The sequence below is a fragment of the Acidisoma cellulosilyticum genome (genome assembly GCF_020621385.1).
Taxonomy (GTDB): Bacteria; Pseudomonadota; Alphaproteobacteria; order Acetobacterales; family Acetobacteraceae; genus Acidisoma; species Acidisoma cellulosilyticum.
The window spans coordinates 43,696-65,383 of sequence record NZ_JAESVA010000008.1 but is presented as its reverse complement, the minus strand read 5'-3'; the positions used below and the strand labels follow the sequence as shown (position 1 = coordinate 65,383).

The 21,688-nt window shown below is 62.1% G+C and carries 15 protein-coding genes and 1 pseudogene; 7 read left to right on the top strand and 9 right to left on the bottom strand.

Annotation, left to right across the window (positions count from 1 at the left end; translation table 11 throughout):
* Positions 1-281 precede the first annotated feature (281 nt).
* Both ACELLULO517_RS20285 and ACELLULO517_RS20280 read right to left on the bottom strand, forming a co-directional pair.
* Positions 282-1,571, bottom strand: a complete 1,290-nt coding sequence (locus ACELLULO517_RS20285) for an amidase (protein ID WP_227309252.1) — start codon at positions 1,569-1,571, stop codon at positions 282-284.
* On the bottom strand, positions 1,568-2,920 hold the full coding sequence (locus ACELLULO517_RS20280; protein ID WP_227309251.1) for an amidase: 1,353 nt from the start codon (positions 2,918-2,920) through the stop codon (positions 1,568-1,570). The genes ACELLULO517_RS20285 and ACELLULO517_RS20280 overlap by 4 nt, the downstream gene beginning before the upstream one ends.
* 130 nt (positions 2,921-3,050) lie before the next feature.
* On the opposite strand from ACELLULO517_RS20280, the gene rutA reads away from it, so the two are divergent.
* Genes rutA through ACELLULO517_RS20255 form a run of 5 tightly spaced genes read left to right on the top strand, consistent with a single transcriptional unit; the run spans position 3,051 to position 8,162 of the window.
* The gene (gene rutA / locus ACELLULO517_RS20275; RefSeq protein WP_227309250.1) at positions 3,051-4,136 is read left to right on the top strand and encodes a pyrimidine utilization protein A; all 1,086 of its coding nucleotides are present in this window, start codon (positions 3,051-3,053) and stop codon (positions 4,134-4,136) included.
* A complete protein-coding gene (locus tag ACELLULO517_RS20270; protein ID WP_227309249.1) occupies positions 4,136-5,143 on the top strand; it encodes a CobW family GTP-binding protein in 1,008 nt (335 codons plus the stop codon). The genes rutA and ACELLULO517_RS20270 overlap by 1 nt, the downstream gene beginning before the upstream one ends.
* A 19-nt stretch (positions 5,144-5,162) precedes the next feature.
* On the top strand, positions 5,163-6,593 hold the full coding sequence (locus ACELLULO517_RS20265; protein WP_227309248.1) for an amidohydrolase family protein: 1,431 nt from the start codon (positions 5,163-5,165) through the stop codon (positions 6,591-6,593).
* Between the two features lies 1 nt (position 6,594).
* Positions 6,595-7,995: an amidase gene (locus tag ACELLULO517_RS20260; RefSeq protein WP_227309247.1), complete on the top strand. Its 1,401-nt coding sequence runs from the start codon at positions 6,595-6,597 to the stop codon at positions 7,993-7,995.
* Positions 7,995-8,162 (top strand): hypothetical protein, encoded by a 168-nt coding sequence (locus tag ACELLULO517_RS20255; protein WP_227309246.1) that lies wholly within the window; start codon positions 7,995-7,997, stop codon positions 8,160-8,162. Before ACELLULO517_RS20260 ends, ACELLULO517_RS20255 begins: the two co-directional genes overlap by 1 nt.
* Here ACELLULO517_RS20255 and ACELLULO517_RS20250 read toward each other — a convergent pair.
* From ACELLULO517_RS20250 to ACELLULO517_RS20240, 3 genes are read right to left on the bottom strand one after another with little or no spacing between them, the layout of a single operon-like run.
* Complete coding sequence (locus tag ACELLULO517_RS20250) at positions 8,155-9,189, bottom strand: ABC transporter permease (RefSeq protein ID WP_227309245.1); 1,035 nt, start codon at positions 9,187-9,189, stop codon at positions 8,155-8,157. The genes ACELLULO517_RS20255 and ACELLULO517_RS20250 overlap by 8 nt on opposite strands.
* A complete protein-coding gene (locus ACELLULO517_RS20245) occupies positions 9,186-10,778 on the bottom strand; it encodes a sugar ABC transporter ATP-binding protein (protein ID WP_227309244.1) in 1,593 nt (530 codons plus the stop codon). The genes ACELLULO517_RS20250 and ACELLULO517_RS20245 overlap by 4 nt, the downstream gene beginning before the upstream one ends.
* Complete coding sequence (locus ACELLULO517_RS20240; RefSeq protein WP_227309243.1) at positions 10,778-11,896, bottom strand: sugar ABC transporter substrate-binding protein; 1,119 nt, start codon at positions 11,894-11,896, stop codon at positions 10,778-10,780. Before ACELLULO517_RS20240 ends, ACELLULO517_RS20245 begins: the two co-directional genes overlap by 1 nt.
* Before the next feature lie 312 nt (positions 11,897-12,208).
* Here ACELLULO517_RS20240 and ACELLULO517_RS20235 point away from each other — a divergent pair, with 312 nt between their 5' ends.
* Positions 12,209-13,015: a GntR family transcriptional regulator gene (locus ACELLULO517_RS20235; RefSeq protein ID WP_227309242.1), complete on the top strand. Its 807-nt coding sequence runs from the start codon at positions 12,209-12,211 to the stop codon at positions 13,013-13,015.
* Between the two features lie 66 nt (positions 13,016-13,081).
* Positions 13,082-14,326: an MFS transporter gene (locus tag ACELLULO517_RS20230; protein WP_227309241.1), complete on the top strand. Its 1,245-nt coding sequence runs from the start codon at positions 13,082-13,084 to the stop codon at positions 14,324-14,326.
* A gap of 153 nt (positions 14,327-14,479) precedes the next feature.
* Here the strand turns inward: ACELLULO517_RS20230 and ACELLULO517_RS20225 are convergent, their stop codons facing one another.
* The 4 genes and pseudogenes from ACELLULO517_RS20225 to ACELLULO517_RS20210 all read right to left on the bottom strand — a co-directional run bounded on the left by ACELLULO517_RS20225 (position 14,480) and on the right by ACELLULO517_RS20210 (position 21,418).
* Entirely contained in the window at positions 14,480-19,735 is a 5,256-nt protein-coding gene (locus ACELLULO517_RS20225; RefSeq protein ID WP_227309240.1) for a Hint domain-containing protein, read from the bottom strand.
* Positions 19,736-19,950: 215 nt separating this feature from the next.
* A pseudogene (locus ACELLULO517_RS20220) lies at positions 19,951-20,112 on the bottom strand (IS5/IS1182 family transposase); the annotation flags it as partial.
* A gap of 111 nt (positions 20,113-20,223) precedes the next feature.
* Complete coding sequence (locus ACELLULO517_RS20215) at positions 20,224-20,511, bottom strand: DUF1330 domain-containing protein (RefSeq protein WP_227309239.1); 288 nt, start codon at positions 20,509-20,511, stop codon at positions 20,224-20,226.
* 157 nt (positions 20,512-20,668) lie between these two features.
* Positions 20,669-21,418: an SDR family NAD(P)-dependent oxidoreductase gene (locus ACELLULO517_RS20210; RefSeq protein WP_227309238.1), complete on the bottom strand. Its 750-nt coding sequence runs from the start codon at positions 21,416-21,418 to the stop codon at positions 20,669-20,671.
* Between the last annotated feature and the right edge of the window lie 270 nt (positions 21,419-21,688).

Genomic DNA, 21,688 nt, shown 5'->3' with positions numbered 1-21,688 from the left:
TCACGCCCGGCCCGATCGCTTTGACGGCGCCCGGTGACCTTGTTGAGCATCATCACCCTGTCGTGAAACTCAGGCGGGTTTGAAGCATCTATCTACAGCAGCCGAGGTCGTTCCTGGTTGGCATACCAAAGAAAGGCCAGGCGGCCGTTCCAACGCCGGACAGCGTCACCAAGATGCTGTTGACGCCGCCGCCCTGCCGACCTGGGGGAGGCGGGGGTTTCTGAGAGCATGGCATTCCCATGTCGCGAGCTAGGTTGTTCTTTTCACGAAATTTTGTCAGATCAAATCGCGGCGGCGATCGCCTGATCTATGGCGCTCGCGACTGCCAATAGCTGACGATCGGCGTAGCGCGAACCGGTCACGGTTATGCCCAAAGGTAGCCCGGCCGCGCTTTTCAGGCCCGGTACGTTGATGCAGGGGGCGTGCAGAAGGGTCCACATGTGGTTCAGGGCGGGATTGCCGGCGCCGGAGCCTTTCGGTGCTTCGCCCGGCGCGCTTGGCGTCAGCACCGCATCATACTCGGCCGCGATGCTGTCGAAGCGGGTGCGGCAATGCGCGGCAAGATCATAGGCGGCCACCAGCATCTGATCGGTGAATCCGTCCCGGTTCTCGACCCGATGGCGGAAATCCTCGTGCAGAATTTCATGGTGCGCGCGGTAGAGATTGAGAAAAGCCGTGCGGCCTTCGCGAAAGAGTATCGTTTTATGCGCGGCCGGCAGTCCATTGAACGGCTCGGGCAGATCGAGCGTGGAGACATGCGCGCCGGCATTGCGCAGAATATCCTCTGCTCGGGCAAAGGCTTCGCGCATCGGGGGTTCCGTCGCCTCCCATTCCGGGGAGCGGCAGAAGGCGAGGCGCAGGCCGCTGACGGAAGCGGGGATCTGCTGTTTCTCACCAATGCCGAAGACCTCGGCCAGGAGATCAAGATCGGCGATTGATCGGCCATAAAGGCCGATCGTGTCGAGCGTTAGTGAATACACCTTCACACCCTCTCGGCTGATGGTGCCCCAGCTTGGCTTCATCGCGTGGACGCCGCAGAAGGAAGCGGGCCGGATGGTGGAACCGCCGGTCTGGGTACCGATCGACAGCGGAATCTGGCCGTCACCCACGGCCGCCGCCGAGCCAGCCGAAGAACCGCCGGAGGTCCGCGTCGGGTCGAACGGATTGCGCGTGCTCGGGTCGCGGCCAGCGGCGGCGAATTCCGTAGTCTCCGTCTTGCCGATGATCAGCGCACCGGCCGCGCGCAAGGTCTCGACCAACGGCGCGTCACCGCTCGGGCGATTGCCGACATAGATCGGTGAGTTGTGACAGGTCGGCATATCGCGCGTATCGATGATGTCCTTGATGCCGATGGGCAAGCCATGCAGGGCACCAAGGCTCGGTGTCTTGTCCAGTTCGCGCGCCTGCCGCAGCACCGCGGCAGGATCGACGTAAGCCCATGCTTTCAACACATCTTCCCGCGCTGCCATACGCTGCAGACAGCCGCGGGCGAAATCCTCGACCGTCATGGTCCCGTCGCGGATGGCCGCGGCCGCGCCAACCGCGGTCATGATGTCAAGGCTCTGGTTCACGAGATTTGACCTTTCGCGACAAGCGGCGGGATTTGCAGGTGGTGATCCGTAACGTCCTGAAAGCCGACGCTGACCGCAAGCAGCCTGGCCTCCGCCCATTGCGGGCCGACGAGTTGCAGGCCGATTGGCATGCCGTTCTGAAAGCCGCATGGGATCGATATTGCCGGCACCTCCGCCAATGCCCAGGGGGAGCAGAGCCGCGTCAGCCTGTGCGTCGCCGCGATCATATCGGGCGAAGCGGCGGCGAGTGGCGCGGGAAAACCCACGGTCGGCAGCGCAATCACGTCGACCGCCGCGAAGATTTCGGCAACCTCCTGTTTCCAGGCCAGCTGTCGCATCCTGGCATCAGCATAGGCGGGTCCTGTAATGGCATTGCCCAAGGCGAGGCGCGGCAGAAGATCCCCGCCAAAGCGGGTGGGGTTGCTCGCAAACCGTTCGCGATGAACGGCGGCGGCATCGGCCTGGGCCATTGTCTGCAGCGCCAGATTCAGGTCGCCGATCTCGGCGAGGCCGAGGCTGACGATTGTCATGCCAAGGCCGGCCAGCACCGCGGTCGCATCTCGGATCAGTTTGGCCACCGTGGGCGTGGACTCAACCTCCACCATTGACCAGGGAACGCCGATTTTCAGACCCTCGAAGCCGCCGGCATGCAGCCCGGCCCAGCTTTCAACCGGGTGGTTGACGCTCACGGGATCTCGGGGGTCGAAGCCCGCCAGGACTTCGTAGACGGCCGCCACGTGGCGCGCATGGCGCGCCAACGGCCCCACCGTGTCAAAGCTCGCGCTGACCGGCATGACGCCGTGATTGGAGATGCGGCCGACGGTCGGCCTCAGCCCGGAAACGCCGTTCAGGGCCGCAGGAATACGCACAGACCCGCCCGTATCGGTGCCGAGGGCGATCTCACTGAACCCTGCTGCGACCGAAACGCCGGCCCCGCCACTTGATCCGCCGGGAATGGCGGCCGGGTTCCAGGGGTTTCGACAGGCGCCGTGATGCGGGTTCTGTGACGTCGCACCAAAAGCGAATTCATGTAAATTGTCTTTGCCGATGATGATGGCGCCGGCGCGACGAATACGCTCCACCACCGTCGCGTCATGGTTCGGCATACGATCGGTGAACCAGTTCGATCCGCGCGTGGTGCGGATGCCGGCAGTATCGATATTGTCCTTGACCGAGATGATCCTGCCCGACAGGGCGCCCCCTGGGCGGTGCCGCTCGGTTTGCGACACAGCCTCCGCGCGGGCTTCAGGGCCGAGCACCGTGATCATGGCGTGGAGCGTATCGTTATGTTGCGCGATAGCGTCGAGATGGCGCTCCAGCCGTGCGATCAACGGTGATTCGATGTCCATGGACCTTATTATCCTCGTACAGCCGCAATAGCGGAAAGGATGCGTTGTATGCGCGAACAAGTAAATGTATAAGTTCGGACATACCGCAAACATTCCGCCGCTGAGGTCAATCCTTTAGGAGCTGCAAAAATTGGATCTGGGCATCTTCATTCCGATCGGGAACAATGGCTGGTTGATCTCGGAGGCCTCGCCCCAATATCGGCCGAGTTTTGCGCTCAACAAGAAGATCGTCCAGAAGGCCGAAGCCCTTGGCTTCGAATTTGCTCTCTCCATGATCAAGTTGCATGGCTTCGGCGGCAAGACTGAGTTCTGGGACTATAATCTTGAGTCCTTCACCCTGATGGCCGGGCTGGCCTCCGTCACCAATCACATTAAACTCTATGCTTCGACCGCAATTCTGACTTTGCCGCCGGCACTGGTCGCGCGCATGGCGACGACGATTGATTCCATCGCGCCGGGCCGCTTCGGCATCAATATCGTGACCGGCTGGCAGAAGCGCGAATACGAACAGATGGGACTTTGGCCCGGCGACGATTATTTCGGCAAGCGCTATGACTATGCCACGGAATACGTGACCGTCATGAAAGATCTCTGGGCGACCGGAGAGTCGAACCATCGGGGCGAATTCTTCACGATGGATGCCTGCATGATGAAACCGGTGCCCTCGGCCGAGATCAAGCTCGTGGTCGCGGGACAGAGCGGCCGCGGCGTTGACTTTGCCGCGACCTACGCGGATTTCAATTTCGTCAACGGCGTCGGCGTCAATACGCCCACCGCTTGCGCGCCGACCGCGCAGCGGCTGGTGGAGGCAGCCGCCGCCACAGGCCGGGATGTCGGGTCCTATATGCTGTTCATGGTCATCGCCGACGAGACCGACGAAAAAGCGCAGGCCAAGTGGCAGGCCTATCGGGACGGCGCGGATGTCGATGCGCTGTCCTGGATGGCGGACCAGGGCGGCAAGGATCATACGGCGGGTGAAACGAGCACCGCCCGCCACATCAATCTGCCGGAAGGCGCGGTCAACTTCAACATGGGCACGATCGTCGGGTCCTACGCCACCTGCGCCCGCTTGCTGGATGAGGTGGCGACCATTCCCGGCGCCAAGGGCATCATGATGACCTTCGACGATTTTCTTGTCGGCCTGGATGCCTTCGGGCAGCGCATCCAGCCGTTGATGGCATCGCGGTCGGACGTGGTCGCGCGGATCGCCGCCTGATGGCGGCCGACGGCAAGACGCCTGTCACCGTGCTGACCGGATTTCTGGGCAGCGGCAAGACGAGCCTTTTGCGTCTTGTACTGGCAGAACCCGATTTCGCCGATACGGCCGTCATCATCAACGAGGCCGGCGAAATGGCGCTCGATCACTTGCTGGTCGAGGCCGTTGATGAGCAGGTGGTGGAGATGCCGAGCGGCTGTCTTTGCTGCGTCCGGCGACTTGACATCGTCACCACTGTGCGGAGCCTGATCGACCGCCGGGACCGCGGCGAGCTACGCAGCTTCAGTCGCATTGTGATTGAAACAAGTGGATTGGCCGACCCCGCACCCATCCTCTACACGCTCGCCGCCGATCCGATGCTGGGCCATGTGCTGAGTTTCCGGGCTGTGGTGACGCTGGTCGATGCCGTGGCGGGCGAGGGGACATTGCAGCGTCATCCGGAAGCGGCAAGCCAGGTCGCGGTCGCCGATCGCATCCTCGTCACCAAATCCGATCTCTTGGCGCCCGCCGCGTCGCTGTTTGCGATGCTCGACGGTCTCAATGCCTGGGCCGAGCGCATTTCCTTGCCCGGTGACGACGATTTGGGCGAGCTGCTGTTCGGCGCCGTGCCCGCGGTCGCCACGCGGTCGAGATTTACCGCGCAAGCGGTTCAGCCGCAGGCGGCCCATACCGTGGGCATCACGACGCTGTCGCTGGTATTGACGCAACCGCTGACCCGGCTCGACCTCGCGAAATCGCTGGGCCGGCTGGCGTCGGACCGGGGCGAAGACCTGCTGCGCGTCAAGGGGCTGGTGGCATTCGCTGACCGGCCTGGACATGTCGCTGTCATTCACGCTGTCCAGCACACGATTTATCGGCCGGAATGGTTGCAGAACTGGCCGGGGGATGACAGGCGCAACCGTCTGGTCTTCGTCGTCCGCGATATCGCACCCGAGGTCATCATGGGGCATTTCGCGGTCGGCGGCCCGGTTCATTGGACACCCGATCTCATAGGCGCCGCTGCCTGACATCAGAAGGTATCTGGATATGTTCGATCTCGTCATAGCCCACGGACTGGCCGTGCTGCCAAGCGGCAGTGCCGTGGTGGATATCGCCGTCACCGACGGCATCATTTCCGCCATCGGCGCCCCCGGAACGCTGGCGGCGATCGGCGCCAAGCGTGTGGTCGACGCGACGGACCAGATCGTCATTCCCGGGGGGATAGACCCGCATGTGCATTCCGGGCTGACGCTCGCATCCGGCCCGGGCGGCACCACCATGACGAGCGAAATGCCGAGTGTGGTGAGCAAGGCCTGCCTGTTCGGCGGCACGACGACTCTGTGCGATTTCATTTTCTGGAGTGGCGGCAAGTCACTTCAGGCAGCAGCGGACGAACGGCGCAAGCTGTTCGATGACCTCTGCTACGGTGATTATACGCTGCATATCGCGGTCGAAAGCCCGATCTCGAACGAAATTCTGGCCGAAATTCCCGCCATGGTGAAGGCGGGCTATCCCACCATCAAGATGTTCACCACTGACATCACGCCTGGCCGCATGGCCCATCTCACCCATTACGGCCATATCTGGGAAATTTTGAAAATCCTCGCCAAGGAAGGCGGGCTCGCGCTGATCCATGCCGAGGACAATGACCTTGTCATGCATATGTATGAAAAGCTGATCGCCGAAGACAAGACCGGCTTTGAGCATCTGGCCGAAGCCCATACCGTTCTGTCGGAAGAGCTGTCCTTCAACCGCGTGATTGGCCTCGCGGAAAGCGTGCCGGGTGCCGCGCTCTATATGGTGCATACCAGCGCGCGCACCGGCGTGGAGGCGATCGAGCGGTCGCGGGCCAAGGGCTTCCCGATCTACGGCGAGACGCTTCATCAATATGTGCTGTTCAACGCCGAGGACTATAAGCGTCCGAACGGTCAGATCTATCACACCTATCCCTCGCTCAAATATCCGGAAGACCAGAAGGCCCTGTGGCGGGGGCTGGAATCCGGCGCGCTGCAATGCGTGGCGACGGATGAGTTGTGCTGCCCGCTGGACGTCAAGCTGATCGGCAACCGGATTGACGATACGACCGGCGGCAATAGCGGTGTCGAGCCGCGCGTCGCCTTGATGTATACCGAGATGGTGACGAAGCGCGGATTCCCGCTCGAACAATTCGTCGACCTCATATCGACCAGCGCCGCGAAGCTGATGGGGCTTTATCCGCGCAAAGGCATTCTCGCCGTCGGGTCGGACGCCGATATCGTGCTTCTGGACCCGAAGCTGGCCCATACCATCGACGGCTCCAATCTCCATTCCGTGGACTATTCACCCTGGGATGGATGGCCGGTGTCGATCTGGCCGAGCATGACCATCCTGCGTGGCAAGATCATGGTCGAGGGTGGCCAGTTCAACGGCGAACTCACCGACGGGGCCTTCATTCCCCGCAGCATCGCGCCCGAAATTCTGCAAGGGCCGGCAGTCTGACATGACGGACCTGCTGGGCCTGACGATGCGTGCGGCGTCGGAGGCGGTGCGGACAAGCGCTGTCTCTCCGGTCGCACTTGTCGATGCTTATCTTGAGAGGATTGCGTCTGTCGATAGCCACATCGGCAGCTACATCCTGGTCCTGGCTGCCGAAGCGCGGGCGGCCGCGAAGCGGGCGGAAGCGGAGATAGCGGCAGGGCGATGGCGCGGGCCGTTGCACGGTCTGCCCTTCGCGGTGAAGGATAATTACGACACGCGCGGCATCCGCACCTGCGCCAATTCGCGGTTGATGATGGATGTCATCCCGGATCGGGACGCGACCGTTGTCAGCCGGCTTGCGGCGGCCGGCGCCATTCTGCTCGGCAAGCTGAATACCTGGGAATACGGCACCAGCATGGGGGCGGTCTATGAAGACCTGCCCTATCCGCAGGCGCGCAACCCCTGGGACAGAACGCGGCTGACCGGCGGGTCCTCCACCGGGGCCGGCGCGTCCGTGCCCGCGCGCACCGCGATGTTCGCGCTCGGCAGCGATACCGGCGGATCCGTGCGGCTGCCCGCCGCCGCCTGCGGATTGCAGGGTCTGAAACCGACCTTCGGTCTCGTCAGCCGCCACGGCATGCTGCCGAATTGCTGGGCCTTCGACACCGTCGGCCCGCTCTGCTGGAATGTATGGGATTGCGCGGTCATTCTGCAGGCGATCGCGGGGAAGGACCCGCTCGACCCGGCTTCGGCCGGGGACATAGACGACTATACCGGCACGATCGCCGATGGTGTCGCGGGGCTAACGATCGGCGTCATTCTCGACGGCGATTGCGATGGCGTTCATCCCGATCCTGCGATCCTCGCCGGTTTGGAAGCCGCCGCGGCGATGTTTGAAGCGGCCGGCGCCCGGCTTAAACCCGTGACAATGCCGGCAAGTTTCATCCGCTACCGGCTTGCGGCCTCCGTCATCAACTGGGCCGAATCCTTTGCCATTCATGAGCGTGATTTTCGTGACAGGGCCGCGCTTATGGGTCAGGCCCTGCGCGACAAGATGATGGCGGGGCTCAGCCTGCCTGCCGTCGACTATATCGCGGCGTTAAGGGACAGACGCGTGCTGACCGAGATGAATGCGGCGCTGATGAGCGAGGTGGATCTGTTGCTTTGCCCCGGCGCTTTCCATGTCGCGCCGTCAGCGGATGACGCGGAGCGGATCACGGCCTTTACGGCCGATACCGCCATGACGCCCTTCAATATGAGCGGACATCCGGCGATAACGCTTTGCAGCGGTTTCGACGGTGATGGTCTGCCGACGAATATTCAGCTTGTCGGACAATGGTTCGGTGAGGCCGCTTTGCTGCGCGCGGCCTATGCCTATGAACAGGCAACGCCCTGGCGAGCGCGCTTTCCGGAGGTGACATAATGGACCGCGATATCGTGCAAGTCGTTTTGCCGGAAGGGCTTTCGGAGGAGCAGAAGGCGCGCTACGCGGTGATTGCCGCCGTCGCGCGCCGCACGGCTGACCGTTTGCCGCGCGGCTTGGATGAGGCCATCGAACCCGCGCATAGCTTTACCCTTCATCTCAGGTGAAGTCCTGCGGCTCCCGCTTGCGGACGAGCTGTGACAGGGCAACGGCCAAAACCAGCGCGCCGCCATAGAACAGATTCTGCACGAAGGTCTGGATGCCGAGCATGGTGAGACCGGTAATGCCGATGACAAGGAAATAGACCGCGATAAGCGTGCCCCAGGCGTTGAAGCGCCCGGGGGTGATGCTGGTTGCACCCAGGAACGCCGCGGCGAAAGCTGGCAGCAGGAAGGTGGTGCCGGAATTCGGGTCCGCCGCGCCGATGGTGCCGGCATAGAGAATGCCGGTGGCTGAACTGATCACCCCTGAGGCGATCAGGCAAAGAAACCTGACGCGATCGACCCGGATGCCGGAGAGACGCGAGACCTCGCGATTGCGGCCGACGAACAGCAGCCTGCGTCCGGCGGTGGTATAGCCAAGAAAATACCAGATCGCGACGCAAAGGAGCAGGGCATAATAGAAGGCGAGCGGAATGCCGAAGATATGCCGCACGACGACCCAGGACACCAATCCGTCGTCGATGCCGCTGATCGTGTTCGCGCCACTGATCCACAGCACCACGCCACTGATGAATGTGCCGGTCCCCAGCGTCACGATCAGCGACGGAATGCGGAAATACAGGATGAAGCCGGCATTGATGACGCCGACCACAGCGCCAGTCACGATGGCGACGGCCATCGCCGCATAGATCGACCAGCCCAGTTGCGCGTTGAGCACTGCGATCAACATCGACGACAAAGTCAGCATCGATGCGATCGAAAGATCAAAATCACCCGCCGTGAGCGGAATGATGAGCGCCAGGCTCAAAACGACCAGCACGGCCTGCGAGCCGAGCATGGTCGAGACATTGGCCCAGGACAGGAAGGAATGCGGCATGAGGATGCCGAATACCGCCGCCAGCGCGATAGTGGCCGCGAGAAGTGCGAAGGATTCGGCGACACGCGCGATATTCATCTTGCGAAGGGCAGGGCCGGCTGAGCCGCCGGGCGAAATTCGGGCGCCGGCATCGGCTTGATTGGGGGCTTGGCTCATGCGGCGACCACCTCCGGAACATTGGAAAACGCGCTTGTGCCCAGGCTCAACAGACAGCGCTCGGCGATGGCGTCCTTGCTGATGGCGGCGCCCGCAAGCACGTCGACGACCTGGCCGCGGGCGAAGATAAGCACCCGATCACAGATCTGGGCAAGTTGCTCGTAATCGGTACTGGCGACCAGGATCGATGTGCCCTTACCCGCCGCGTGGTCGAGTGCCGCAAAAAGCTGCTGGCGCGCACCCACATCGACGCCCTGTGTCGGCTCATCCAGCATCAGCAGCAGCGGTGCCGTCTGCAGCCACTTCGCCATCAGCACTTTCTGCGCATTGCCGCCGCTGAGCGACGACAGGGTCTGGGCGGGTCGATTGGGCCGGACGTCATATTGCTTGCCGAGTTCGCTGGCGCGCCCGGACATCCGCGACCAGTCAAGCCGGAACCAGCGGACGAAGTCCTGCAGCACGGGCAGAAGCATATTCTCGGCGATGGTCAGGTTGCCGACGCCGGCCGCACCCAGCCGATCCGACGGGAGCAGCGCGAGCTTTGCCTCCAGCGCTGCCGGCGGCGACATTTTCGACAAGGGCTGAGACTTGCCAAGGATCTCGACCGTCCCCGCGCTTGCCGGCCGCGCACCGTAAAGCGCATAGGGCATTTCGTCGAAACCGGAGCCGATCAACCCGGTCAGCCCGAGGATTTCGCCGCGATGGATGTCGAAGGACACGTCGCGCAGGATCTCGCCGGTCACATTGCGGGCGGAAATGGCGACCGAAAGCGCCGTCACATCCCTGACGGCGGTCTTGTACAGGCTCACCCGCCGCCCGATGATAAGTTCGACGAATTCATCGGCCGTCGCATCGCGCGACGTCAGCGTGCCCGCCAGATTGCCGTCCCGCAAAACCGTGGCGCGATCCGTGATCTCGCGAATCTCGTCGATATCATGGGAGACGAAGATGACGGCCGTACCTTCCTTGACGATGGTGCGAACCAGATCGAACAGCTTGTCGACACCGAGTTTCGGCAGAAAAGGGGTCGGCTCGTCAAGGATGAGGACACCCTGGCCATGGCTTGAGGCGGTGCGGATATCCTCGAAAGCGCGAACGATTGCGACCAGCGCGCGTTCAACCTGCGGCAGGTCCGCGATGCGGGCGGTGGGATCGATGGTGAGACCAAAGCGCGCGAAGGTCTCGCGCGCGCGGGCGGCCTCACGACGCCAATCCACCCGCCAGCGATCTTCCGACGCGATTGCGCCGATGAGCAGATTTTCCAGCACGCTGAGCGACGGAACCAGACCGAGATGCTGGTGGACGAAGGCGATGCCGCGCTTGCGGGCGGCACCGGCCGGCATCGGCAAAGGGACGCTCTCGCCATACATGATCAGCTCCGCGCCCGGCTCCGGATCGTGGAAGCCGGCGAGGATCTTGATGAGCGTCGATTTTCCCGAGCCATTCTGGCCGAGCAGGCCATGCACTTCTCCCGGCATGACCTCCAGCGTCACGTCATTCAGGACCAGCGAAGAGCCGAAGCGCTTCGATAGATGCGTCATCGCAAGTGCGGGCGCTTCGCCAGGATAGCGTCGCGCAACAGCGCTCACTACTGCATTCCCCACAGTTTCGCGTAACCGGCGACATGCTTATCGCCATAGCCCCGGTCGAAGTCGGCCGGGATGCCGGCGTCCTTGGCATTGTCCTTGTCGAATATATAGAGCGGGACATAGAGCGTCTCGCCGATCGACGGCAGGCCGCACATGTTCCGCATCTCACCGTCGAGGATGGAGCGCGCAATCCAGCCGAGGCTTTCGCCGATATCCATCTCCACATCGCCGCGGCGTACCATGTCGATGATGAAGGGCGTTCCGTTGAAGGTCGCGATCTTCACGTTCTTGCGGTGGCCTGTCAGGGTCAAAGCCGGGATCACGAACTGCGACATGCTGTCATAGAGTGGCACGATATAGTTGATGGTCGGATCCGCGATCAGTGCGCCCTGAACGGTTGTCTGGATTTTAGTGGACCATGTCGGGACCGTCACCGTGACATAGCGATGCTTGCAGCCGGGCCCGCAGACCTTGTCGAGCGTCGCGCCGAGCATGTCCGCATAGGGCTTGCTCGGCAGGATGTCGCTGGAGCCGACGATCAGAACGTTGGCGTGTCCACCAGTTTTGAGCGTGATCCAATCGGCGATGATCTCTCCGACCTCGTGGAACGGGATGCGCAACGTGACGGCGACGGCGGGGTCGGCCGGCTGCGTCGTGTCCGAATAATGGGTTGCGAAGACCTTCACGCCAGCCTTATTGGCTGCGGCCACTTGCGGGGCGAGCGCGTTCGGGATGATGCCGCCCATCAGGTCGATGCCGGTGAATTTGTTGTCAATACCGAAGGCCATGCCCTGAACCCACTGGGTAGGCTGGCCTTGGTTCTTCCATTGCTGGAATTTGAACCCGACCTGTTTGGCGACGCTGCCCATGGAGTTTTCGATGCCGTCGACGAAGGGGATCGAGCTTGACGTCGGTATCGACAGCAGGCTTTTGCCGGCCATGCATTTGCGCGCGTCGAAGGGCGGGCCGGGCGGCACGAAATCGGGAATTTGGGAATGCGCGTTGATGACGGCTTGCGCCTGAGCGAGATCGGGTGTCGCAGCCTTTGCTTGGCTTCCCGCCAAGGCCACAAGCAAGCTGCCGAATACGGCGACCGAACCCACAGCAAATTTCCGCAATATCGCCTCCTCCAACCGGATTGGAATTCTGAAGCTCCAGCCGCATCATTCAGCCGATAGGCCGAAATATGCATATGTCCGTACTAGAATAGGGTAACATGGAGCGGTGGCGCCACTATTGTCAGACGCCGAGGCAAGCATTTTTTGAGCGTTTATGCCATAAGTGCATATAATTTCGGCAGATGTTGTTGCGATGCACAAAAAGAAAGCGAAGCTGATGTTTCCGGCACGGCTACATCCGTATGCCGACCTCCTGTATAGGCAGCGCCAGCGCCTGGTCGGCGGTGATTAGGATTAGGGAGCGAACTCGGTATGGCGGCGAAGCTTAAGGTTGAGCGGACGACCTTACCGACGGTCCTGGATGCGGTTGATGACCCTGATTTGCTGGCAAAGGGTTCTTCCGCGACACCGCGCTACCTGCTTCTTGCGCGCACGCTGTACAACGCTATCCAAAGCGGCGCGCATCCCGTCGGATCACTTCTGCCGACCGAACTCGACCTGGCATTGCAGCACGGGGTAAGCCGGCAGACTGTGCGTCAAGCCATGGCGCAGCTGCGTCAGCAGGGGCTGGTGAGTGCGCGCAAGGGTGTCGGTACAAGAATCGAAGCGAAGCAACCGCCCAGGCGGTTCAGCTACTCCGCCATGTCAGCCAGCGATCTTGTCGAGGTGGCCGAGGGAACCGAGCTGTCGATCCATGCCACCAAGATCGTCGCCGCGCGCGGCAAGCTTGCCAGCGAACTCGGGTGTCGCGCCAATCATCGTTGGCTTCATATCTCCTGCAGCCGCACGGTGGACGGCGAAAGCCGGCTCCTGTCCTGGATCAATGTCTATGTGGACGGTCGGGTCTCGTCTGCGCTGAAGCTGCCGTCGGTCCTGCGCGCCGCTCTGTTTGCCCTGGTGGAGAAACAGTCGGGCGAAACCTTTGTGGAAATCCAGCAGGAGATCCGGGCGACCAATCTCGATGCCGAATTGGCCAAGCGCCTGGACGCGGAGGAGGGAAGTGCTGCGCTGGAAATTACCCGCCGCTATTTCAGCACGGGGCGGCGCCTCATCATGATCTCAATCAACACGCTGCCATCGGATCGGTTTTTCTATTCCGTCGCCATGACGCGCGACTGAGGCTCTATTCAGCTTGCAGCCTAGGATACGATAGCTTATGTACGGACATATGGATTGCTTGTCCTTATGAGTTTTGCCGCCGGAGAGGCTGCTGCACGGCGCCCGAGCCTGTCCGCGACACTAGCAATCTGCACCGCCTCCCAAGCACTGGCCACCTCATCCATCCTTGCCTTGGCGGCCATTACGCCGATCGTTGCCCGCAGTCTTTCCATCTACAGCTATTGGATCGGCTATCAGGTCAGCCTGATCTATTTCGCTGGGATTTTCGCATCCGCCGTCTCCGGCAGCCTCATAAAACGGTGGGGGGCGGCGCGGGTCGGGCAGATCGGTTTGCTCTGCGCCGCTTTCGGATTGCTGGGGCTGGCCACCGGCAAGGTGCCGGCGATGATTGTGTCATCCTTGTTGCTTGGCGTCGGCTATGCCTGCAACAATCCCAGTTCGTCCCATATGCTGCAGCGACTGGCTCCATCGCGGCTGCGCAACGTGATCTTCTCGATCAAGCAGGCCGGCGTGCCCTTGGGTGGTGTCCTGGCCGCCCTTTCCATGCCGCCGCTGTCGGAAGCAGTGGGTTGGCAATGGGCTTTGATTATCGCGGCCATCCCTTGCCTGGTTCTAGGCATGACCTTTGGCCTGCTGCGAGAATGGTGGGACGATGACCGCAAGCCGCAAACCCTTGTGGGTGTTGGTGCGGTCTGGGAGGGCCAAAAACGCGTCTGGGCCCGTTCCGATCTGCGGCTGGTCTCGATGCTCGGGATGCTCTACGCGGCGGTTCAACTTAGCGTTTCGGCGTTCACGGTCACTATGCTGGTGAGTGAACTTGGTTGGACGACCGTGCAGGCAGGGGCGGTTGCGGCGGCGGTCCAGGTCTGCGGCGCCATCGGACGTGTGGTTTGGGGCGTGGTGGCTGACCTGCTGGGCGCGGGATTCCTGGTCCTGGCGCTGCTCGGCTTGATGATAGGGCTCTGCTGCATCGCTCTCCTCTGGAGCCATGGCCTGACCGTCCGCGCGGACATCGCTATTCTTTGCGTTTTGGGCGCCAGTGCCATCGGGTGGAACGGCGTCATGCTGGCCGAGACAGCGCGACTGAGCGCTCTGTCGGCAGCGGCCGGGTCCGGCACTCTGACCGGGGATGTCATGGTTTATACATTCATCGGCGTTGTCATCGGCCCCTCGGCCTTTGCCTTTGCCTACGGCCATATTGGAAGTTACACGATCAGCTTTGCGCTGTTCAGCATTCCGGCCTTGGTCGGCGGAGTAATAGCGTTGTGGGGCCATCTGCGATCGCAAAGCCTCGTGAGGAGGCGATCCTAATCAAGTGGTTTTCCAATGACTGTGTGGAATGGGGTCTGTCGCGAATTGTGTGAAATGATCATGCAGTAACCGGCAGCATTCTGGCGCGCAGGTGTCAATTTGCTCCTTGTCCGGATGTTTTCCTTGTAGGCGCTCGTTTACACCGAGAGTGAGTCAGAGTCTTAAATGCTTCGCTGCGGCAGCCTGCGAACCTGCTCTGTCGCTTCCAAGAACCCGGCGTCCATTACCCGCAGGAGACTCTTGACCGAGAGCCGCGCGTGCCTGCTCAACCTCGGCGCCCGTCACCCGCAGAGGCGCATAGGCAAGCGCTTCCCAGGTGAGGCAAGTATCGGGCTCGGTGATCCCTTTAGCCTCGAATAGCGGATGCAGTTGTATCGGGCTTCCGCCACCTGCAAAGGCCGTGCGATTGCCCACATCCAGGAAGGTCTCGGCCGCAAGTCCCTCGGCGAGAACGATATCATGCGTGGCAAGTTCGATGTGAAAATAGGTTACACTGGTCATGTCAACCTGCGTCACCCAAATTCCATCGATGAGATGCTTGATCGGTATCAGAACGCCATCGAAGAGAATCGCGTGGTCGGGCGACAGAAACAAGGGGCGCGCCGGCCTGTGAGGCCCGAAGGCATGTGCTGCGATGCGCACCGGCCGGATTTTATCTGGCGATGGGTGTCGCGCGATATCGACGCGACGATGGCCGATCCACTGGACTGGTCTTTGATTCCCGCTCGCCGTCGTTATCAGGTCATTGACGCGCAATGCTTCCACACGACATTCGCCGTGGGGCGTTGCCAACCGCGTGCCGGCGGCGAAACAGGCCAATTCCACCAGCGTGCCGCCGAGCCCATCCGACTGCACGACGAAAGCATTCTCTGCAAAGCTCCCTGACAGGTTCAGCATGATCGACGTCTCATGCGTTGTGATCGTCAGCGTGTCGGCATTCCACACGGCAGCGGTGGCATCCGTGCTCGCAAGCTCCAAAGCGTCGCCTAGCGTGAATCCAGAAATCGTCCCTTCGAAAGCCAGGACGTCATTCAATGTTGCGCGGGCGTCGTCGCCCAGCGTCAAGGTCTGGCCAGCGCTGACGGCGGCCTGAAGCGTAAGGTTCGCATCATTTTCGGCTGCCAGTGCGCCGATGCCGGTGATGGGTCCATATACCAGAAGCGATCCACCTGCGGCAGTAATGGCACCGTTGTTTGTGATGTCGCTCAGCATCACCGTTCGGTTGCCGCCGCCATCGCCGGACACCGTGCCGGCACCGGACAATGCAGCGCCGGTATCCAGCATGATCGCGCTCGCCCGCAGCGTCGCCGAGGAGCCGCCGAGCGCGACCGCGCCACTGGCCCCGACCGTGAGTGTGCCCAACAGCGCCAGCAGACCGGCATCGGTTGGGGTTTGGCCGATGACTACGGCTCCGGCGCCTGTGCTGCCGCCGATCGTACCGCTGCCATCGACCAGAAGCGACGCGCCGCCGCCGATCGCGACGAATCCGGACCCTCCGGTCATGCCCCCTACCGTCAGCTTGCCCGTATCGTCGATCAGGTCGGTGACGGGAGAGGCTCCGCCTTGGACCGGCGGTTCCACCACCATCGCTTCCGCGACGCCCACTGTCGCATTGCTGCCGTCGGTCAGGGTGAGCGTGCCGGTCCCTGCGCCGCCGACGGCAAGCGTGCTGGAGGCGGCGACCTCGTCGGCAATCAGCAGGTCCCCGCCGTTCAACGTGACCTTGCCCGCTCCCTCGCTCTGGGCGCCGATTGTCCCGTCATAGGCGGTCACTTGCCCGGTGATGCCGTTCGCCGCCCCGGTGACCGTTACCGACCCGGCGCCGGCATCGCCCACCGTCAATATCCCGTCCGTCGCCCATTCGCCGCCATCGACGGCGACATGGCCCGACGCGCTGGCGCTCTGCCCGATATCGGCCCCGCCGTCGGACACCGACGACGCGGCGCCGAGCAGTTTCAGGGTTCCATCACCGGCCATGCCCACGACGATCGTGCCATCGGCTTCGATCTGCTCGATATTCAACACCGTTCCCTGGCTATCGGCGTTCATGCCGATGATCAGAGAATTTTCTGACGGGCCGGCGGCGGTCATCGTCAGGGCCCCGTCCGCGATGGTCAGAACGCCGTCGCCCGATAGCCCGACGACCGTGGTGGCGCCGGCCGTCAAAACGGCTCCGGCGGCGAGGGTCAGGGCGCCATTGACGATCACGGCATAGCCCTGCCCGACGACGTTCTGATCAGTGAGACCTTGGGCCATGACGGCGCCCGTCAGCGTGAGCGACCCGTCGACGGTCATGCTGCCGATGGCACCATAGCCGCCGACCGTGAATGTTCCGGGGTTGAAGAGGACGCGATTGGCGCCACCGGGTGCGGTGATGCCACTTCCGCCCTGCCACGCGGCAGGGTTGCTGAAGACACCAGCGGCCCCGCCGCCCCATACGTATTCAGCACCCGTAGTGCCGTTGTTGGTGACGGCGATCAGCGCGGTCGCCGAGGTCCCGGCATAGTCCGATACCGTGATGCCGATACTGTCCGTAGGCGCCGCGCCGCCCTGATAGGACAGGCTTTGCAGGCTGGTTTCGACTGCCCCGAGGGAGCCGGCCAGGATCAGCGTTTGCGGGTTAATCTGCGTGATCGTGGTTTGCCCGTTATCCGAGCCGGCGGCGAGCGCACCGGTTTGGGCTGAAACCGTAACGATGATCGTGCTGTTGTCGCCGGGCGCGGCGGGCAGCGGCGTGGACAATGTGATGTTCGGGATCAGGACGGGCGATGCCGATGCGGAGGTGGCTTCAAGCGTGGGCGGTGCGATGACGCCCGGTGGGCCGCCCAGGGCGACCGCAACGAAGCTCACCGAGGTTGTGGTGGCCGTACCGGAACCGGTTACCGCGAGGGTCGGCGTGAGGCCGCTCAGATCGCCCTCAAGGGCAAAGGTAAGGGTCGTTGTGGTTGGGGCATCGGAGGCCTTGGACGGCGGAATGGTCCCATCCAGGGTGAGTGTGCCGTCGCTGTAGAAGACATTCGTGGCGGAAAAATCCTCGACCACCAGATCGTCGGCCCAGGAGAAGCCCGTGATCGCGGCATTGAAGCCGGCCGGCGTTTGTAGAATGAGCGAGGTCGGGGAATAGGGGTCATCGGAAAGCTGGTCTATGTCCGGCGGCGCGAAGGCGATTGTTTCAAACGGCCCGATCGATAAATCGAGAATCAACGTTGCCGCGGCGTCGATCAAAATTGTGCCGGTGCCTTCGACCGCGGAGGCGAGGGTCAGTTCCTGTGCGCCCACCGTTTGATCGGCCACAGCATCGATGGTGCCGTCATTCAGGATGCCGCTGCCGCCCTCGGCGGCCAGCGTGCCGTCGCCGCTGATCAGGCCACCGCTTGCCACGGTCACCCCATCCGGATCGAGCGCGCCGGTGAACCGTACGGCGCCCTGGCCCCAGACCTTGAGCGCCCCGCCGATGGTCAGGCCGGTTGTGCTGGAATTGTCGGGACTCAAAGCCGCGATGACAGTACCGGCGCCCCCGGCTGTTCCTGCGGTTCCGCCGACCGCGAGGTCGCCCGCGATGGCGAGCGTGGTGCCGACGCCGGCCAGCACGAGGACGCCCGTGATGCCGGCGGCATCCGCCACGTCGACGTCGCCCGTCCCTTGTTGGCCGACAGCGATGTCACTGTTCCCGGAAAGCACGAGTGTGTCGTCGACGGTGACCATGCCGGGGGTCCCGTCACCGGCCAAGGTCGTCGGCAGGGGCTGCCCGATGAATAGCGCGCTGGCGGTGATGCCGGGCGACCCGCCAGTGGGGAACCAATTGCCCGCGGCCGCGAACGAGGCGTCGGGTCCCTCTCCGGTCCAAAGAAAGGTCCCCCCGTTGGCCGAGGCCAAGGCTGGCGACGGAGGCGCCCCTTGCGGTGCGGCCGAGGGGTCGTTTGTTGGCAAGATGCCGACAGCCCGCGTTGTGCGGTCGCCGCTGCCGTCGGTCGCGGTGATGAGCAGGATGTCGGTGCCGGAACCCACGCTGTCGGTCAGGCTGGCCAGGATGGTATTCGCGAGGGCCAAAGACGTGGTGAAGGTCAGGCTCGGGCCGCTGACCATGCCACTCGCCAGTGTCAGCACTTCCTGGTCGGTGCCGAGGATGGTCACCGGGGTAGCGGGCAGGGCCGTATCCGCGGGCACGTCGATCGCGTCGAACACCGTCAGAGCGTTGCCGTCGACAGACGTTATCGTGATTGTATAGGTCCCCTCAGTCGCCGCACTTGCGAGCAACACGGCGTCCGTGCCGGTCAGGGCGATGACGCCTGCCGGCCCGCTGACCGATGCCGGCGCGATGAAACCGAGTTCCGCGCCGTCATCCGGCGCCGCGGTGACGGGCGCCACGCCGTTCGCCAGGCTTCCCGCGAGACCACCGACGAAACTCGATGTCTCCCCTGTAAATCCCGTAGTACCCGGTGCGTCCCATAGCTCGATGTCACCGGCGTTTGAGGTGACGCCTTCGGCGATCACCGAAGGCCAATTCGCGTAACTGCCGAGATTGACCGGGGATGCGGTCTGATAACTGGCCGGCACGGTGGCGGGGTCCAGCGCCGCATCGGCAGCAATTTGGGCGTAGACGAAGGAATCGGCCAGGTCCGGCGGATCGTTCAACGCATGATTGCCGGCCTGGACCGGACGGCTGGAATTCTCGGCTTCCTGCAGGACGGCAAGCGTGACATCGGCATCACCGACGACCGTTCCCCCATCCTCCAGATGGAATTCGTTCATCGTATAGTCGAGCGGCGTCGTCGACCATGCCGCGTAATCCGCGATGGCATTTCGCAGCGTCAGTTCTTCAGCTGCATCACGATAGCCGCCGGCTTCGAGTTCATCGACTTGGTCGGGATGCAACGGCACAAAGGGCTCGTCCGAGGCGGAAGCGCCTGCGGTATTGGAAATGCCCCGGATCAGCGAGTTGCCGTCATAGGTCTTGGCCAGCATCGTCTGGAAACTGGCCCAGGCATCGTTGTAATCCGCCGTCCAGAAACGGCCGAGCGTTTCGGTTACATCCTGATCGGGATCAATGGTGCCGGTGCCCGTGACGGTGATTGGTGGCCCGTCAATCGTTTTCGCCCAATCGGGGGCCGTATAGCCGCCCCAGACGCGCAGCTTGATGCCGACATCCGTGCCTTCGGCCGCGTTATAGACGTCCAGAGCCGCGATGGCATCGGTGATTGCCGAGAGGTCCAGCTGACCATTCTCCGTCGGCTCCAACTGTGCCCATGTGACGTTGAGGACAATTTCGCTGAACGAGCCTGCGAATTCGGTCAGATCGGTGATGTTGAAGGGTGGCGTGGGGTCGCTTGGGTCATTGTAGAATTCGATATCGCCCATGTCGACGAGGCCGCTTTGGGGCGACTTGTCCAGCACGCTCGTCTCCGACATTTGGCTGCCCTTCTTGTTTTTGTCTTGGTGCTAGCCGTTGGGAATTGGCCGCGCGGCCGTGGGTCTCCGCAGAAAAATAAACCGAACGCTGGGCCGCCAACATGGTCCAGGAAGCCATACAAAGCTATTTTCAGATAAAAACAAGACGCTATGCGGCAGCTATCCTCTGTTAACCAGCAGCGACGATAGTCAAACCGTCCAGATGAACGCGAGATGATGTCGGCTCTGCGTTCGTAGCGACCGGTGAGACGGCGAAACCGGGAGATCCAGGCGAACGTCTGCTCGACGAACCATCGGTGTTTTCCAAGATAGGCGCTGCTCTCGATGTCCTTTCCGGCGATGCGATGTTTGATGCCGCGGTGGCTGCAGGCCCGGCGGCTGAAGTCTGAAACTGACCGGCTGAAAGCAGCCGTGGGTTAAAGCGAGACCCGCAGATCCGGACTGCGGAAGACGATTTTCAAGCCAGGGGGCCGCGTATTTCCTGTATCTTAGATGCCTTCAATGAAGAAGGCTTTCGACTTCGATCCAGCATGACGGAACTTGGCGGCGGCCTGGTAGGCCGGACTGTCGTACCAGGCGCGCGCCTTATCCATGTCGGGGAATTGTAGGATGACGGCACCTTCGATAGCATCGCCTTCAAGCTGATCGAGCGCACCGTAGACGGCAAGCGGCTTCAAGGGATGGTTCTGAGCTGCCAAAGACGCCCTTGGCCCGTACTCCGCGAGTGATGCAGTGTCGGTGGTCTTTTCCCGGATCATTACAAAATATGTCGACATGTCGATTGCTTTCGAACGTTGCAGTGTTTTGAAATTGGCGCTGCCACAGTTTTGAGGTCCTTGGAAAGGACCAGCTTCACTTGCTTGCGAAGGGGGAAGCCTGGCCCCCCTCGACGCTCAATAAAATAGATCTGAGGGGGGGCTTTATCGAGACGACTCAAACCTGGGCCAAGCCGCCATCGACCGGAAGATCGATGCCAGTGATATAACTCGACTCATCCGACGCTAGAAAATATGCAGCGGCCGCAAGTTCTTCGGGGAGACCGAGACGGCCAAGCGGTGTTATCGAGGCGAACATGGTCTTTGCAGCGTCCGACGCTTCATCGCTATCAAACTGGCCGCGAATGATCGGGGTTTCCGTCGCTCCGGGGCTCAGCGTATTGACCCGGATACGCCTGTCTTTGAGTTCCTGAGTCCAAACGCGCACCAAAGCGCGCACGCCCGCTTTCGCGGCGGCGTAAGTGCCGTGGGCAGGAACACCTTTCACATTAATGATTGAAGATACAACAACAATGGACCCGCCACGGGTCATCAGCGGCAGAGCCTTCTGGACCGTGAAGACAACGCCTTTGACGTTGATGTCCATCGTCTTATCGTAATGGGCTTCGGATAGATCGAAAATTTGGGCGTGCTCGATGAAACCGGCATTTGCGACCACGATATCGACGACGCCCTTTTCAGCTTTGACGGTAGCGTAGAGCTGGTCCAAATCAGCCAGATTGGTCACGTCGCCCTGGACTGTCGTGACGTTTTTCCCAATCTCGGCCTTGGCATTATCCAGTTCGGACTGCCGTCGACCGGTGATGAAGACATAAGCCCCTTCATTGACGAAGCGCTTAGCCGTCGCAAGACCGATACCGCTCGATCCACCAGTAATAACGGCGACTTTTCCTTCTAGATTAGACATTCCGCGCTCCATCCTGCCACCACTGCTCAGGCGGCGTTCGTGTGATGAGCAGTCTCAACAACCTGAATTCCTGCTCGTGAGGAGGAGTATTGCTATTCCGGAGAATTGATGTCAGTCCTCACGAAGCCATAATGTTTATTCCTCCAGGGAATAACGGGCCGATTATTGCATTGCGTCGCCCAAAATGCTCCCGAGCACGGCTTCAGGGGCAAGGGAGTGTGGCGGGTTCAGCGGCATCAGCAAACCTGTCCTCATTGCCGCCCGATCGGG

Coding starts and splice junctions, on each gene's coding strand:
- ACELLULO517_RS20280 (WP_227309251.1), bottom strand. CDS start 2,920: ATGGACATCGAATCACCGTTGATCGCACGGCTGGAGCGCCATCTCGAC.
- ACELLULO517_RS20270 (WP_227309249.1), top strand. CDS start 4,136: ATGGCGGCCGACGGCAAGACGCCTGTCACCGTGCTGACCGGATTTCTG.
- ACELLULO517_RS20265 (WP_227309248.1), top strand. CDS start 5,163: ATGTTCGATCTCGTCATAGCCCACGGACTGGCCGTGCTGCCAAGCGGC.
- ACELLULO517_RS20260 (WP_227309247.1), top strand. CDS start 6,595: ATGACGGACCTGCTGGGCCTGACGATGCGTGCGGCGTCGGAGGCGGTG.
- ACELLULO517_RS20255 (WP_227309246.1), top strand. CDS start 7,995: ATGGACCGCGATATCGTGCAAGTCGTTTTGCCGGAAGGGCTTTCGGAG.
- ACELLULO517_RS20250 (WP_227309245.1), bottom strand. CDS start 9,189: ATGAGCCAAGCCCCCAATCAAGCCGATGCCGGCGCCCGAATTTCGCCC.
- ACELLULO517_RS20235 (WP_227309242.1), top strand. CDS start 12,209: ATGGCGGCGAAGCTTAAGGTTGAGCGGACGACCTTACCGACGGTCCTG.
- ACELLULO517_RS20230 (WP_227309241.1), top strand. CDS start 13,082: ATGAGTTTTGCCGCCGGAGAGGCTGCTGCACGGCGCCCGAGCCTGTCC.
- ACELLULO517_RS20225 (WP_227309240.1), bottom strand. CDS start 19,735: ATGTCGGAGACGAGCGTGCTGGACAAGTCGCCCCAAAGCGGCCTCGTC.
- ACELLULO517_RS20215 (WP_227309239.1), bottom strand. CDS start 20,511: ATGTCGACATATTTTGTAATGATCCGGGAAAAGACCACCGACACTGCA.
- ACELLULO517_RS20210 (WP_227309238.1), bottom strand. CDS start 21,418: ATGTCTAATCTAGAAGGAAAAGTCGCCGTTATTACTGGTGGATCGAGC.